The 15,159-nt window shown below is 45.4% G+C and carries 20 protein-coding genes; 18 read left to right on the plus strand and 2 right to left on the minus strand.

All coding sequences use genetic code 11. The features are described 5' to 3' along the window. On the minus strand, positions 1-891 hold an 891-nt coding region (locus ACLR2L_RS12940), incomplete at its 3' end, for an ABC transporter transmembrane domain-containing protein (protein WP_413368622.1). 104 nt (positions 892-995) lie between these two features. Here ACLR2L_RS12940 and ACLR2L_RS12945 point away from each other — a divergent pair. The 3 genes from ACLR2L_RS12945 (at position 996) to ACLR2L_RS12955 (ending at position 4,884) form a co-directional block, all read left to right on the plus strand. Next, positions 996-1,889, plus strand: a complete 894-nt coding sequence (locus ACLR2L_RS12945; protein ID WP_413368603.1) for a LysR family transcriptional regulator — start codon at positions 996-998, stop codon at positions 1,887-1,889. 134 nt (positions 1,890-2,023) lie between these two features. Beyond that, on the plus strand, positions 2,024-2,929 hold the full coding sequence (locus ACLR2L_RS12950) for a hypothetical protein (protein ID WP_413368604.1): 906 nt from the start codon (positions 2,024-2,026) through the stop codon (positions 2,927-2,929). Further along, positions 2,926-4,884 (plus strand): alpha/beta hydrolase family protein, encoded by a 1,959-nt coding sequence (locus tag ACLR2L_RS12955; protein ID WP_413368605.1) that lies wholly within the window; start codon positions 2,926-2,928, stop codon positions 4,882-4,884. Before ACLR2L_RS12950 ends, ACLR2L_RS12955 begins: the two co-directional genes overlap by 4 nt. 518 nt (positions 4,885-5,402) lie before the next feature. Here the strand turns inward: ACLR2L_RS12955 and ACLR2L_RS12960 are convergent. Continuing rightward, positions 5,403-6,101, minus strand: coding sequence for a helix-turn-helix transcriptional regulator (locus tag ACLR2L_RS12960; RefSeq protein ID WP_413368606.1), 699 nt, complete (start codon positions 6,099-6,101; stop codon positions 5,403-5,405). 112 nt (positions 6,102-6,213) lie between these two features. On the opposite strand from ACLR2L_RS12960, the gene ACLR2L_RS12965 reads away from it, so the two are divergent. The 15 genes from ACLR2L_RS12965 (at position 6,214) to ACLR2L_RS13035 (ending at position 14,843) form a co-directional block, all read left to right on the plus strand. Further along, positions 6,214-6,570 (plus strand): helix-turn-helix domain-containing protein, encoded by a 357-nt coding sequence (locus ACLR2L_RS12965; protein WP_413368607.1) that lies wholly within the window; start codon positions 6,214-6,216, stop codon positions 6,568-6,570. 35 nt (positions 6,571-6,605) lie between these two features. Next, positions 6,606-8,738, plus strand: a complete 2,133-nt coding sequence (locus tag ACLR2L_RS12970) for a Mu transposase C-terminal domain-containing protein (RefSeq protein WP_413368608.1) — start codon at positions 6,606-6,608, stop codon at positions 8,736-8,738. A gap of 1 nt (position 8,739) precedes the next feature. After that, positions 8,740-9,450, plus strand: a complete 711-nt coding sequence (locus tag ACLR2L_RS12975) for an AAA family ATPase (protein WP_413368609.1) — start codon at positions 8,740-8,742, stop codon at positions 9,448-9,450. A gap of 2 nt (positions 9,451-9,452) precedes the next feature. After that, positions 9,453-10,001 carry a hypothetical protein gene (locus tag ACLR2L_RS12980; RefSeq protein ID WP_413368610.1) on the plus strand — a complete coding sequence of 183 codons (549 nt, stop codon included), beginning with the start codon at positions 9,453-9,455 and terminating at the stop codon, positions 9,999-10,001. A 6-nt stretch (positions 10,002-10,007) separates the two neighbouring features. Then, positions 10,008-10,316: a hypothetical protein gene (locus ACLR2L_RS12985; RefSeq protein ID WP_413368611.1), complete on the plus strand. Its 309-nt coding sequence runs from the start codon at positions 10,008-10,010 to the stop codon at positions 10,314-10,316. Further along, complete coding sequence (locus ACLR2L_RS12990) at positions 10,313-10,597, plus strand: hypothetical protein (RefSeq protein ID WP_413368612.1); 285 nt, start codon at positions 10,313-10,315, stop codon at positions 10,595-10,597. The genes ACLR2L_RS12985 and ACLR2L_RS12990 overlap by 4 nt, the downstream gene beginning before the upstream one ends. Then, on the plus strand, positions 10,594-11,286 hold the full coding sequence (locus ACLR2L_RS12995) for a DUF3164 family protein (RefSeq protein ID WP_413368613.1): 693 nt from the start codon (positions 10,594-10,596) through the stop codon (positions 11,284-11,286). The genes ACLR2L_RS12990 and ACLR2L_RS12995 overlap by 4 nt, the downstream gene beginning before the upstream one ends. Next, positions 11,261-11,437, plus strand: coding sequence for a hypothetical protein (locus ACLR2L_RS13000; RefSeq protein ID WP_413368614.1), 177 nt, complete (start codon positions 11,261-11,263; stop codon positions 11,435-11,437). Before ACLR2L_RS12995 ends, ACLR2L_RS13000 begins: the two co-directional genes overlap by 26 nt. A gap of 445 nt (positions 11,438-11,882) precedes the next feature. Next, positions 11,883-12,434 (plus strand): gp16 family protein, encoded by a 552-nt coding sequence (locus ACLR2L_RS13005; RefSeq protein ID WP_413368615.1) that lies wholly within the window; start codon positions 11,883-11,885, stop codon positions 12,432-12,434. Further along, positions 12,431-12,862 carry a Mor transcription activator family protein gene (locus ACLR2L_RS13010; protein WP_413368616.1) on the plus strand — a complete coding sequence of 144 codons (432 nt, stop codon included), beginning with the start codon at positions 12,431-12,433 and terminating at the stop codon, positions 12,860-12,862. The genes ACLR2L_RS13005 and ACLR2L_RS13010 overlap by 4 nt, the downstream gene beginning before the upstream one ends. Before the next feature lie 20 nt (positions 12,863-12,882). Further along, entirely contained in the window at positions 12,883-13,095 is a 213-nt protein-coding gene (locus ACLR2L_RS13015; RefSeq protein ID WP_413368617.1) for a sigma factor-like helix-turn-helix DNA-binding protein, read from the plus strand. Positions 13,096-13,106: 11 nt separating this feature from the next. Further along, on the plus strand, positions 13,107-13,331 hold the full coding sequence (locus ACLR2L_RS13020) for a hypothetical protein (protein ID WP_413368618.1): 225 nt from the start codon (positions 13,107-13,109) through the stop codon (positions 13,329-13,331). A gap of 141 nt (positions 13,332-13,472) precedes the next feature. Next, positions 13,473-13,688: a hypothetical protein gene (locus tag ACLR2L_RS13025; RefSeq protein ID WP_413368619.1), complete on the plus strand. Its 216-nt coding sequence runs from the start codon at positions 13,473-13,475 to the stop codon at positions 13,686-13,688. A 99-nt stretch (positions 13,689-13,787) separates the two neighbouring features. Then, positions 13,788-14,600 (plus strand): AAA family ATPase, encoded by an 813-nt coding sequence (locus ACLR2L_RS13030; RefSeq protein WP_413368620.1) that lies wholly within the window; start codon positions 13,788-13,790, stop codon positions 14,598-14,600. Between the two features lie 9 nt (positions 14,601-14,609). After that, positions 14,610-14,843 (plus strand): hypothetical protein, encoded by a 234-nt coding sequence (locus ACLR2L_RS13035; RefSeq protein ID WP_413368621.1) that lies wholly within the window; start codon positions 14,610-14,612, stop codon positions 14,841-14,843. Positions 14,844-15,159: the final 316 nt, after the last annotated feature.

Raw genomic sequence — 15,159 nt, forward strand, 5'->3', positions numbered from 1 at the left:
GCGCGACAGCCCGAAAAACACCGCAGACATGATTAACTCAGCCGCAACCAACTGACCAATTGAGAGCTGTCCGATTACCACCAGATACCCGCCTATACCCAGTAGCGAGGCGCTGGCTACAGCGTACAGCAGCAGAAAGGTAACGGCTTGCCTAAAGGTAAAGTGAAAGTGTGCTTTGTGCTTTTTAACATAGGATGCAATGTAGTGCTCGGTATTGCGACCCGCATAATCCAAATGATCAGCTGACTTAAAAAATTCATGGGCACTGGCCATATCGTTCAACCATTTTGCCGAATCATACTTCGACTGTGATAATTTAACCGCGGTGCGCTTGGCCTGGTTACCCCATAATTTCCAGATCGCATACATCATAAGTATGATCAGCAGGTTAAACATCAGCAAAAAGGGATGGTAAAACGACACCAGTGTGAAACCCACCACCAGTTGAAGAACCAGCGCAAAACCGTCTACCATGAGCGACGGCACGTTTTTCTGAAACGTCATAATATCGAAGTAACGCTGTGTAATAGTGGTGTTGCGCTGACCATCAAAGAAACTCTGTGGAGCCATCATAGTTTTGGCTGCAAGTTGTGACATTAACCGCGCATATACTTTTCGCTCGTAATGCTCCATCACCCGCATTCGCATCGCACTTAGCAAGCCAGAAATCACTAACGTAAACAGCAATACCAAAGACAAGATAACCACCGCCCGTACTGAGCCGATATTGGCAATACTGTTTATCAGCGTCTGAACTGCAATGGGCACCGCTAGTGTAAGAAAGCTGATTGCAACACCGTAGGCTATGGCAACATTGAAAAAGCCAAGTTCAGGTTTGAGTAACGCGACCAGGTGCTGCTTTATTGCTCGTAAATCAATGGATTTTTCCATTTGAATGATTTCACTCCATATCACAATGAGTTGCTACTTTACCTAAACAACAAGTAAGATAAAAACTGATATTTCCTTACTTGTTCATCGAATAATTCTACGTTATGTATAATCTTAACTTTCGTCACCTCTATTATTTTTATCTGGTTGCAAGAGAAGGCAATATTGTAAACGCTGCCAAACTTTTGCATGTAACGCCGCAAACGGTAAGCGGGCAGCTAACTACCTTTGAATCACAAATTGGCTGCCAGTTGTTCGACCGCATCAATAAGCGCTTGTATCTAAACAGCAAAGGCAAGGCAGTGTTTGAACATGCAAGTGAAATATTCCATCGAGGCAATTTGCTTACCGACATCATTCGCAACGATCACGAAGCAAGCCAGCAATCGTTTACCATAGGGATCACTGATGCTATTCCCAAGGTACTGGCTTATGATTTTTTTGCCAATACCATGCGTGAATATCCACACATAAAATTTCAGTTCAGGGAAGGCAGCTTTGATACGTTGCTGAGCGAGCTGGCAGTCAACCACATCGATTTGGTTATTGCCGATCGCGGCATTGCGCCGGGTACCCAGGTGAGCGCCAACAGTTATTTTTTAGGGGAGTCTCATCTGGCCTTTTTCTCTTCCGACCCCGATATAGCCAAAGGAGCCGGATTTCCAGCTTGTCTTGATAATCGAAATTTATTGCTTCCGGGAATCAAATCAGGCATCACTCTGGGCCTGACAACCTGGTTCGAAAGCCAGCACATCTTTCCCCATGTCGTAGCCGAGTTCGACGACAGCGCTTTACTGAAATTATTTGGTAGCGAAGGTTTTGGTGTTTTCTGCGCGCCGTCAGCAATAGCAGAACATGTAGAGCAACAATACCAGGTAATAAAGTGTGGTGAAGTACCTGAAATAAAAGAACGCTTTTATGCCCTCACCGGTAAGAGCCAGGCACAGCATGGAATTGTAAAAGCGGTATTGAACGAGGCAAGAGCGCTGCTGGTGTGATGAAACGCTGTCTACACAGGCTCTTGAAAATAAGTCAAAAGCGTTAAATAATCGTTAAACGACATGGAATGTTAAGTTAGGCAGTTTTAGCTGTGCGCTTCGTGTTGTATTTATAACAACAAGAGAAGCCCTGAATGAAAAAAGCCGCCTTTTGCCTGCTACTCTGCCTTGCATATCCTGCTGCACAAGCGGAATCCTGCATGGAAATGTCTGCCAGTGTCAGTGCAGACTATATCAATGAAATCGAGTCCATCCTTAACGACTACAAGTCAAATTTACAGTCGGTGAAAGAAGACTATCTTGTCGTTCAGGCAGATCCCACTGTTAGTTTTGAAATGTTGGTAGATGTATGGCAGGCCCACCATGACTACACCCGCCAGTACAATTTTTATGTAGAAGAGCGCCCTAATACGTTCAGCACTGCTTATCAGTCTGAAAAATGGCAGAAGTTTTGTGAAGATAACTCACTTGAGAGTATAGCTGAGGCCAATGCAGAGAAATTCGAGAAGATAACTGACGAGATTATTGTCAGTCTTGAAAAGCGCGTAGTACTGGAATCTCTTGAGCCTGACGAAGGGCTTGCCGCCATTGCCGCTTATTCCCATGGAGTAGCACCACAAATCACACTGAAAAGTGAGCGATTTTTGGGTGGTTTAATCCGGATTGGTCCTTTGTTTCACAGCCAGCATTTCGAATTAATGAAATTAAAACAGGGCAAATATATCTGGGACCGGGTAAAACTGGGCTGGTCATCTAATGGCACAGCGCCCGTTTATACCTATTTTGATTTTGCCGACAGGGAGTTAAATTTTGAAGTAAACCCTGGGCACTTGAATTTTACCGGCGTATTTGAATTTGATCGCTTGGGAGACAAAGCGGGTGCTGATTTACTCGACCGCCCAGCAATTGTGCTGCAATCCCTGGAACAACAATATCCTTATTTACTTAAACGCCTGGCCTGGTACAACGCCCTGGCTCCCGACGATCCATTTTTAAATTTCTATTACACCAAACGCTACGGCAAGGAGTCAGCCGAATGAAAGCGCAGACCCTGATATTACTTTTTGCTCTCTTTACGGCGCTAGCCACACAAGCAGACGATACACTGGACGTAAAGGACTTTCATCTCAGACCCGCCGTTGAAACGGCCAAACTTAATCCCAGTGGCAACTTAATTGCCTACGAGAAATTTGGCGATGTGTTTGTAGGCAATGAACATGTACCATTCAGCAAAATTTACGGTGTAAATAACTGGCATAAAATTCACACCGTGAGTTGGATATCCGATTCGATTTTAGCGATCCAGACACGCAATAATGGCAGCGGAAAAATTGGCTCCCACTTTTTTGACCTGCTGATTCAGGAACATGACATTAAGGTGGTTAGAAAAGACTATATCGATAATCAGGGATACATTGTAGACAGGTTACCGATGTCGCCGGAAAACATTTATTTCGGTCAGTATCGGTGGAATGATGATGGTCATGTGTATGCAGACGTACACAAAGTACCGCTGTTTTCCGAAACCCCCTATCGCTTTAATAAAAACCAAAAGTTAAACAGCAACAGTGGCAAAATAATTGAGTGGATAACCGATCAAAGCAGCCTCTTGCAGGTAGGAATGAGCTATGAAGACAACCTGCCCCATCTGTGGGGCCGCAAAAGTAAGCGTTCCAATAAAATGGAGCTTATCTGGACGGGCAACGCCGATACCTATTTCAATGTGTACGGTGTAGATCCAATAAAACGTCATATTTGGGTAATTACCGATTTTGAACGCGACCGTCGCGCTGCGGTAGTGTTTGATTTAGAAACAGCCACTGTAAATGAAGTGCTTTATGAACACCCTAACCGCGACGTTAATGGCATCGTAATGGACGCCAACGGTGAAAAACCACTGGCAGTTACCTTCATAGACAAAGGGCGGTTGGATTATTACTTTCTGAATGATGAAGCCAATGCTGTGCTAGCCAATGTGAAGCAGCATGCGCCGGCGTTTACTTATGCAGTGTACGATACCTCTCCGGATTTCGCCTCCATGCTGGTTGTAAAATTCGGTCAGTCTGAGCCTGGCGTAATTATGCATTGCAAACAACAGGGAACAGATTGCAGCCCATTGGTAGACTTGTATCCATGGCTGGACCATGTACAGCTGTCTACAATGAAAGTACTGCAAACTCCCACTACCGGCGATTTAAACGTGGAATCGTTTATCTCATTCCCAGCCAATGCCGATTTGAACACAACAGCGACACTACCACTGGTGATTATGCCCCACGGTGGGCCAATTGGCATTTATGATGCGCCCTTTTTCAGCAGTGACGTGGAGTGGCTGGCATACAACGGCTATGCCGTTTTACGCGTGAACTACCGCGGTTCAGGTGGATACGGGCGAAACTTTGAAGAAAGTGGAATGCAACAATGGGGTCGAGCAATAGAACGTGATATCAATGCGGCGGTTGAGGATGTACTGAAAAAATACCCCGTTTTAAATGCAAACCGGATGTGTCTATTCGGTGCCAGTTATGGCGGCTATTCATCCATTATGGGTGTTATCCAGCATCCCGATAAATACAAATGCGCAGTGTCGTTTGCTGGCGTTACCGATTTACCCCTGCTTTTTAACAAGCGTTCAGTTCAGAACAACGAAACGCTCACACAAATACTGAAAGAAATGATTGGCGACCCTGCATCGCAAATGACCGAACTGATGGCCTATTCACCCGTTTACAATGCCGACAAAGTTGAGCGTCCGGTGTTGTTGATCCATGGTACCAAAGACTCGATTGTGGATATTGAGCACAGTTGGCGATTATCCCGAATGCTCTCATTTTACAATAAACCTCACGAACTTAAGATTATGCGCGGCGCAGAACATTCTTTCGACACAACCGGTGAGGTAAAGATTATGTATGATTGGGTGATGCCATTTTTGGCTGAGCATCTCAAAGAAGAAGTTCCGCCAACAGAAACAACTTCAGTTAAAACACAATAGAATTGCTCAATTTAGTTAACGGACCTGGTCGGTGATAATTGACTGGTTGCACGGTTGGTTGCTCAAAGAAAGATTCTCTCGCCCATTGGGCAGCCTTTGGCTTTGCAAAGCGGCTATGCTGCCGTTTTGTCGCCCCTTATGCCCTGAACCCAGACCACTGATGTAGATGACCTGTTAGTCTGTCATAAAGTGGGATCTTGTAAAATTAAGCGGGAATAACTGGGAAGCCTTTGTTGGCGTGGCTTGCAAAGAAATTGGTCGCGACGACTTTGAAAGACAGTTAAACCACTCAGTTTGGCAACGTTAAGAATTTCACTGAATTTACCGTCCGATTAGATTGGCAAATTGCCCTGGTATTTCAACCAAGCATTAAAAGTGGCTCAAAAGTAGTTTAAATAAGGGTTGTAGGCAATTTAAACAGTGGGAAATTGGACAGATTAGCAGATTCCCTAATTTCTCACTTTCGGTTGTAAGTGAGATCTTAAGATCTCACTTTTTCTGCGTAAGTGAGATCTTTCTTAGAGGGTATTTGTAACCGATTTTATACGGCCAATTACAGTAATCTCTTTTTTAAGTTCTTCTGATAGCTCTTGGGCTGGATATGTTGGATTGTCAGTTACCAGGATAATGGCTCCTTTTAGTGAAGACTGAACCCTGCGCAATATTGAAAGTGATGCTTCGCTTTTACCCGTACCGTAGCTAAACCCATATATCGCCCCTGGGGACAATTTAGTGTCCTTGTGATCCACAGTGCAAAGCGCCCCTTTTTTTATGGTCGGTTCCATCGCATCGTCTTCAACCTTTAGGGATGGAAAACTTTGATAGATTTCAGCTTGGCTTTTTACTTCCGCGAATTCGAGAGCACCCTTTTCACCCTGGTTATTTAAATAGCTGAAGCGATCAGACTGATTATCAAATTGCAGAACTTGGTCAATGTTGTTCAACAAATGGTTTTTCTCAATTTTGGGAAACTGTAAATCTGATAATCCGGTTTTCAGACGCTGGCGAACCAACTCGCGAAAAGAAAAATTTGTGACCACGGATAGTGCATATAAATAGTCGAGTTCAGGCAATCTATCCTTCTCATATGCCTTAATCGTATTTTCATGCCATGGATACTTACTGGCCATATCTTTCCTACTGATTTTTTCTTCTCTGATTTCTTTAATCCAGGTACAGAAAGATTCTTTGTTCATACGTAAGCCAACTTTAATCATTTAAAAATCAAAAACATAAAAACACAAAGACACAAAAGTGTCTTTGTGCAGTTTACTATAGACATTTTTATGTCTTATTATGAGTGCAACTGCACAATAAAAGGACTCAAAAATGTCTCACACAGATTTGCATCCAGCTGATAATGATTGGCATCCAGCTGACATTATTGCAGCAATCAGAAAACAGGAGCTAACACTTACAGAGTTAGCCATTCAAAACGGCCTGCCTAACAGGGCTTGTCAAACGGCTATAAGAAAGCCCCACAAAAAGGCTGAAGAGGTTATTGCCTCTCAGCTCGGGCTGCATCCAATGCAAATCTGGCCATCAAGATACCACTCCAATGGAAAGCGTAAACGCTTCTTGCATTCTCAAATGGTAGCAGAGAAACACGACGTATACACACAAACGTGTGCATTCTCAAAACCAAAAGAGACACAAAAGTGTCTTTCAAGCATGAGTAACAAATAATGGAATACTTCACTGCCAAAGAAATTGCTGAGGCAATGGGTAAATCCAAAAGAACCATTACTCTGCGAGCAAATCGGGAAGAATGGTCCTTTGTTAGCCTGGAGGGCCGTGGTGGATTGATACCTCATTACCACGCCGACAAGTTGCCCTCAGACATTCAGCTGAAATTACGTGAAACTCAAGGTGCGCGTGATGATATCGAAAATCGCGCATTTCATGCTGCAGAATTCTATCGTGATGTAGAAACCAAACGCACTCAAAGAGACGTTGAACTTAAGCGTAATTCATTATTAACCGCACCTTTGAATCTTGAAGGTAACAAACGTGCGTCAGTTACTCTCGCCATTTTGAAGTTAGCAGAAGCCAGTATTAACGAGAATATTGGTAAAACTGCAAGTTGGAACAGCTTTGTTGAACTCTACAACAAACGCGAGTTGGATTTTGATGACTCCACTTACCAGATAAAGCCGCACCTCAGCTTAAGAACCCTGCTTCGCTGGGAGAAAGCATACAGTGAGAAAGGTGTAGCTGGGATAACTCCCAAATACGGTAAAACTAAAGGAAAAGGGATTATTGATAGCTGCTCGGAAATGAGCCGCTTCTGTGTCGCATTAATTCATGAGTTCCCACATGTAAAAGGAGAAAGGCTTGCCGAATTCCTTCAAATGGAATTTGAAGGTAAGTATGAACTCCCTTCCCCGTCAACTTGCCGCAAGTGGTTAAAAACGTGGAAGCAGGAAAATCACGTCACTTTTATGTCATTGGTAGACGCAAGCGGATGGCAAAACAAGATGATGGTGGCTTTTGGTAGCAGAAGTGCTGTAGTCGAACGCATTAACCAATTGTGGGAATTCGACAGCACTCCGTCAGATGTCAATTGTAACAATGGTCGCCACTCGATTATTGGCGTTATTGATGTGTTTACACGCCGTGTAAAAGTAGTTTTAAAGCCCACTTCAAACGCGGAGGGTATAGCCCTTCTAATTCGCAACACGATCCTTGATTGGGGCATTCCTGAAGTTGCTAAAACAGATAATGGTAAAGATTACCTGTCTGCCCACATCCTGGCTATCTGGGATGCACTGGAAATACATAACCATATAACCAACCCCTACAGTGGTTGGGAGAAGCCTTTTATAGAGCGCTTCTTCAGAACATTCAGCCACGGCATTGCAGAGATGCTATCAGGTTACATTGGCCACAATGTAAGTGATCGGGAAAAACTTAGCGCTCGCTTAAGTTTTGCTAAACGTCTGATTGAGCGTCGCGAAAAGGGCGCAGAAAACGTAGCTATCGATGTTTCTCTATCATCGGACGAACTTGAAGCTTTTATTAATAGCTGGATAGACAACCATTACGACCACACCTACCACAGTGAGCTGGGCTGTACGCCATTTGAAAAATTCAGCCAACACAGACAAACCATTAAGCGTTTAGATAATGAACGAGTGCTGGACATGCTGTTGGCACCCGTTCCCAGCCAAAATGGCAACAGAACTGTTGGTAAAGAAGGGATAAGCGTTGGCGGCATCGATTATATACATGCTGAACTTGGCGCATTCGTTGGAGAGCGAGTGCACTGTAAACACAACCCAAAAGACATTGGCAAAATCTACGTATTCAACCCTGTAACAGGGGGCTTCATTTGCGAGGCATTTAATCCTGAGTTAGCAGGCAACGAAATTACGATGCAACACGCTATCGAAGCTAAGCGAATCCAAAAAGCAAAGCTGCGTGAAGAACGTGATGCTATCAAACGTGCCAGTAAAGAATATGACGTAAGCAATGTAGCAATGAAATTCCTGCAGTACCGGGAATCTCAGAATAAAGGCTTAACGGCTTTTCCGAAGCCTTCTGAGCAATACACGTCAAGCTCCACTGAATCCATTGAAAATGGCACTCAGAAAACCGAGGGCTATACGCCTGAGCAGAAAGATGAGTTGGCACGCCGCCGTGACGAACTCAACGCCATTGAGGCGATCCGCAATGGCAGCGGCCCAACCTACAAAAACGAGCACGAAAAGGCTCGCCACTACACCCAACTGAAATTAGATGGCCTGTTAGGCCCCACCGAAAAAGCCTGGCTACATCAGTACCGTCGCGACAACCGCCGCGCCGCTCAGATGTTAGACAAGTTATTTAACCAAACCGAAAGCAAAGGAAAGTGACATGAGAGCAATTACCGCTAAAACCAAAAACGTGATGGCTGCATTTGATGCATACCAAACCGTTGAACAAGCCGCTCAGGAAGGCTCGCCAGCTATGGCATTGTTTTCCGGACAGGCAGGTCTGGGTAAAACCACAGCAGGCGCATATCTGTTCGTAAATGCCGATGGCATCCTGGTTCGTTGCCTGAAAAGTGACACCATGGGGACCTTGCTGGAGCGCTTAGCCCAGGACTTAGGGTTAGACAAGCGTCAGCGCAAAGCTGACATGATTAACTTCATTGTTAAAGAGTTAGCCTTAACCGGCAAGCCATTATTCATCGACGAAGCTGATTACCTGGCCGACAAAACCGAAGTGCTCGAAACCATTCGAGACATTTACGATCTTGCTTGTGTGCCCATTGTATTAATTGGTTACGAGCACCTGCCAAAGAAAATCAAACGCCTGCCACAGCTTTTCGGGCGCATTAGCCAACACGTTCAGTTTCAAAAGGCTGATGAAGAAGACATTGCCATTATGGCAACGGAGCTGGTGGAACACACCACCATTGAACCAGATCTGCTGAAAGACCTTTTAGACACCTCTCGTGGCAACTTCAGGCGCATTACTACCGGGCTTGCCAGTATTGAAAAATTCGCGAAATCAAATGGCCTGAAAACCATTGATGCCAGCCAGTGGGCTGGGCGTGAATTCTTTCCTGTAGCGGAGCTTTAAGGATGCGAGAAACCCTCAGCCAGCGTAGCTGGGAGTGGATCAAACAACAGCCAGACTTTCATAGTCATGAGCTGGCAAAAGAAATGGATGTCTCGTTACACCAGGCGCAAATGGTAATTGACCACCTGAAAACGCTTGGTGCGGTAGAAACAATTAACAGTAAGGCAAAGCCGGTCGTTTACGCCAAAGTTGCACGCGCCAAGCCGCATTTACCGGGGAAAAACCCTACCAGCCCACAGCCAGGCTCAATCCGTCAACGGATTTGGCAATCAATGCGGTATCTGGAGACGTTTACCATCCCTGAGGTTATGGGGCTTGCCGAATGCAGTAAAACCAGTGTGGAGCGCTACCTCACTGACCTGTGTCGTTATGAATATGTAGTGAAAATTGGTTCATTTAACAAGCGTGCGCCAATGGCCAAGCGCAAGGGATGGCACAACCGCTACCGTTTGTTTAACAACACCGGGCACAAGTATCCAGTTGCCCGCAAGGAAGGGCTTTACGACCAGAACCTGAAGCGGTTGATAGAACGACCTGAAACCGCTGAGTGAGGATTTATGGATTGGTATGAATTGCTATCAAGCAAAGTAACAGAGTTGGGCCGCCGTCAGGTGGAGTTGGATACGGGGTTAAGTAAAACCACGTTGTCGCAGGTACTTAACGAAAAGTACCCAGGCAACATCGGCAACATTGAACAAAAAGTGTTAGCCGCCTATGCCAACTTAACTATGACCTGTCCTGTACTGGGTTTAATACCGGTTAAACGGTGTTTAAACGAGCAAATTAAACCATTTAGTCACAGTAACCCGCAGCGAGTCAGGCTCTACAGAGCCTGCCAAACCTGCCCCCATAGGAGCAAGCAATGAACAAACACAACATTGCCTTTAAATCCAAAGTTGATAAGGCGGCATTGGCAATGCGCCACCTTATCCAGAATGGCTGCGCAATCATTAGTTTGAATATCGCTAATGGCGCAACAGTAATTGAAATTCTGCCACCGCTTAACAACAAAGTGCGTGGCCATGTGATTTCAATAAACAACACGCACCGAGGCAGATTCAACCTGATTGCAACACGCATTCACGGTTGCACTGTGAAGTGGCAGGTATCGAACGCAGACACTAAAGCGAAGGAGCTAAGCGCATGAAAAACATTAACGAGTTGTACGGGTTAACCAAAATCAACGCCCCTGTTGGTTTTATGGAAGACGGCGACGGCAACCTGATCCGCAAAGACCGCATTAAGCCAATTGAAATTGAGCGTGATCAGCTGGCGCGAGATCTTTTCACCAACGCGGTACTAGTTCACGACGAACTACAGGCATTTGCCAACTCACTGCGCAACAGCGTAGCTGAGTTCGTAACGCACGCTCTCTCTGAATACGACAAAAAGCTGGGTGGCACGAAAGGAAATGTAACGCTGTACAGCTTCGACCGTCGCATAAAGATTGAACGCAGCCGCCAGGACCGCATTTGCTTTAACCAGAACCTGGTAGCAGCAAAAGCGTTAATCGACGACTGCATTAAACGCTGGAGTAAAGGTAGCAACAAAAATCTGCAAGCCATTGTGCAAGGCGCATTCAAAACCGATAAGCAAGGCCGCTTTAGTGCCGCTCGGGTGCTGAGCCTGCGTAAACACAACATCGACGACCCACAGTGGCAACAGGCTATGAAAGCCCTTGCAGACGCCATTGAAGTTGACAGTAGCGCCGAATATTACCGCGTGTACTGGCGTGACGAAAAAGGCACCTATCACCAACTGGCATTAGACATGGCCAATATCACCACTGAACTAAAACCGGAGACAGCCAATGAGCAAACAACCGAAGTTGCTTAACCGCACCGTTATTGGAAGTAAACACGATTTGATGGCAGCCATTGCAGAGCTACCAGGCGATCTGGACGGACTCGAAGAAGATTACGTGATGAACGTGTATCACGACGAGAGCACCAACGAAAAATGGCTGGAGATAGAGCCAGCAAATTAAGCGCCCTGCAAAGGGCCTTAACCCAAGCCTTGTAATAACAGGGCTTGGCTTAAGGAAACCAAGGAGACCCGAAATGAAGCGACTATCACTACTTTTACTCTGCCTGAGCGCCTGTGTACTTGCGCTGACTTCAGGCTCTCCACTTTTAGCTCTGTTCTTTGCATGGGCGGCGGCCGCAATTCTAATTCAGGCTTTTCTGCAAGGTGCTAACCAGTAACGAGGTCAACATGAAACAGATACTTCTTCAGCGATTAAAAGACCTGGGCATTGATCCTGCGGTAATAGAACAGGCGGTTTGTCCCGAATGCAACACACAGCGTCCTAATTGTCACTACAACACAATTTCGGGCCGCTTCTGCGTGCATTGCGACAACTGCCTGCAAAACGGTATTGCTGACTCATTTGAACACGCTATGTCCCAATTTTTAACTTTGGAGAAGCCAGCATGTCTGCCAAAAACAGCTTAATTACCAAAATTCATGTAGCCAAAAACCAACTGGCCATGTCGGAAGACAGCTACCGCGAACTGTTGAATCGGATCACCGGCCAGCAAAGCTGCGCACAAATGAATATTACCCAGCTGCAATCGGTTTTAGATGAAATGGTGCTGAAAGGTTTTAAGGCTATCAGCAAGCCAGGAACGCGCCGCATGTCTCCAAAATCGAAAGGCGCTGATGTAGATAAAATTCGCGCTATCTGGATCACCATGCACAAACACGGTTTTGTACGCGATAGCTCAGAAGCTGCGCTGGATTCATACGTTAAGCGCATGACTACCAAATTAAATAACGGGGTTGGAATAGATCATGTTGGCTGGCTCAAAGACGAAAACACCGTAAAAGTACTGGAGTCGATGAAACGTTGGCACCGCCGCCTGATGGCTACACAGTTAACTCAACAAGGTTTAACCCACCTAAACGGCCACCGTAAAAGCTGGCCTACGGCCAAAGCGCCCTACGATTACGTGGTAGCTGCATACGAGGGCCAATTGCTGTGAACGACCAGAACCAGTTTGATTTTGACTCTGATTTCGAGCAGCTGCTGGAGCATTTGCCAGAACTCACCAGTGATCGTGAACTAGCTATGTCGCGCTACAAAGAGCACCTTTGGGCATTGGTACTGCTATGCGAACGCCGGTTAAAAGAAGCAGGGGTATCCGCTGAAAAATCATACCAGGTAAGTTGTGCCCTAATTGCCGAAATCGCCCATTACCAGGGCGGTGAGTGCCGGTACCTGCCACGCGGCGACAAGCTGAAGCAGGAATTGCGCGACATTCACATGTTTCGCTTATGGCATAACCACAGCTGGCCTGTAGAACGCATCCATAAAGAGTACTGCCCTAGCCTGAATCAAATTCAGGTTTACAAGATCCTGCGCACAAAGCGTCATGAGTATCGCCGCAAGATTCAGCCAAAGCTTATTTAACAACAAGTGAAGGAACAGGTATGAAAGGTCCACAGCCACCAAACCCCGATATCGACATTGGACTAGCTGCACTATGTAAGTACGCAGAATACGGCCAAACACTAACCCATCAGGAAATTGCTGATGTGTGCGGCTGTACAAGAAGCTTTATTTACAAAATTGAACAGAAGGCACTGCGAAAGTTTCGCCATCTTGCTGCAAAGCGTTTCCTGTACGAATTTTTAGAAGACTAACGAGGCTCACCATGCTTGAACACGTTCATCCCGATTATGAACCAGAAGACCTGCTTGCATACGACTGTGCAAACGAATCGCCCTTATTCAGCGAGCTGGTTAACTCACTTGCCGAGGATATGTCCTGCCCATCTACTACAAACTCAAAAACGTGGCTTGGCACCCTGCTTATTGCCGGTAAAGAGTGCCAGGTTCAACTGGTTGTGACATCCGATGAAATGATTGATGAGGGGTGATGATGAAATACTTAGTACCAGCTTTGGTCTATCTATCTTTTTTTGGGTTGATTGGTTTCGTCTGTTTTTTAACTGGTTCTCCTTGGCCATTACTTGCTTTGTTTTTTATGCCGAGGTGGGTTTCAGATGAGGAAAGAAAAGATGAGCAACCAACCGAGCTATAAAAGCGAAATCGACATTGGATTGGATATTTTGTGCATATTGGCAACAGACGGCCAAACCCTTTCTGCGCCGGATATTGCTGATGTGTGCGGCTGCTCTACCCAACGCATCTATGAAATTCAGCAAAGTGCATTAAACAAAGCCCGACGAATTGCAAACCGTTTAAACCTAATCGATTACTACAACGATTTATAAGGGAACACCATGCTACACATACTCACACAGGCCAGTCTGTCAGAAGCAGACTTTAATGAACGAATCGAATTCGTTATTGATTGATTTATAGCAAAGCGCATGATCACAATGGTGTATGCAGATGGCGGCAATGGTAAAAGCTGGCTGGCCTTTGCTCTGGCAAAGTACGCTGCACTGCGAATGAACCAGGTTTTCTACTTAGACTTCGACAACCCGCTAAGTGTGCTGAAAGAACGCAACGTAAACGAGCTGCTGATCGCAAGCCATCGAAACCTGCATTACGTGCAACGCAGCAAGTGCGAACTGGAGCCATTTGAATTGCTAAGAGCGCTATCAGACAGCGCCACAGCACACCAGTTTGAAAACATGTTTTTTGTTATAGATAGCCTTCGTGATTTCGCTGATGTAAATAACGACGCCAAAATAGGCGCAGTAATGAACATGCTGAAGAATATTCGCGAGGCTGGCGGCACAGTATTTATTCTGGGACACAGCAATAAAGATGGCCGCAACTACCAGGGCAGCAATGCCATACGCAACTCAATAGACAACATGTACCGCCTTAAAAAGCGTGAATTGAACGGCAGTGATTCAGTGGGTGTCATTCTGGAAGTTAAAAAGGAACGAGCAGCTATTTTAGATAAAGCGTTCGACATTAACCCCAACACACTCATTCTGTCTGAAGTAGACTTAATCGAAGCGCAGGCCACAGAGCAGGATCTTGAGTTTGTAAACTTCATTAAAAGCATATTGCTTCAAGACAACCAGCTAAATAAAACCGACCTGCTCAATAAAGCCGGTTTTGCAAAAGATGATAAATCGGCACGCGCCAGACTGGATAAGTACGATGGAATTTACTGGCAAAGTACTAAGCGCCACACTCGAATCATCTACCAATTATTAAACAACTGAGGAACAGCCATGAACGAAATTGTTAAGCAACGCCACGAAATCTTATCTCTTCTGTATTCTGCAAGACAAGTAGAGAAACGCTTGAAGCCTGGATACCTCACTGAGTCGGATATTAGCGACGCGTGTGGTGAATGTTCATTTAATTTGGGCGTTTTAATTGAACTCGGGCACATCAAACAAGATGGCTTCAAGTACCGTATCACTGGCAGTGGAGTGGAAAAGTGCGAGCAACAAAGCGAATAGCTAATTCAAAGTTGTTAAAGTTGTAAGGGTTGTAGAGCAGCGTAAAAACTGCTCACTTAAACTCATGTAAACACAGAATCATTGACACACCCCCGCCCCCACCTTTAAGGTTTCAGCACTAAAACTACAAAGCGGTATTCCGCACCCGATAGCCATGCGGCCTTCTGTGCCCTGAACAGCACAGTGACGTGGTCAAGCAAATTCACACAACCCAGTTAAGCAGCTTTTCCTAAGTTAGCCATGTCAGCTTCATATTGGTTTGGACTTTTGTAATCCAGGTATGAGTGCATTCTTTGGCTGTTATAAAACATAGTGA

Source organism: Alteromonas sp. AMM-1, assembly GCF_047290655.1.
Taxonomy (GTDB): Bacteria; Pseudomonadota; Gammaproteobacteria; order Enterobacterales; family Alteromonadaceae; genus Alteromonas; species Alteromonas mangrovi.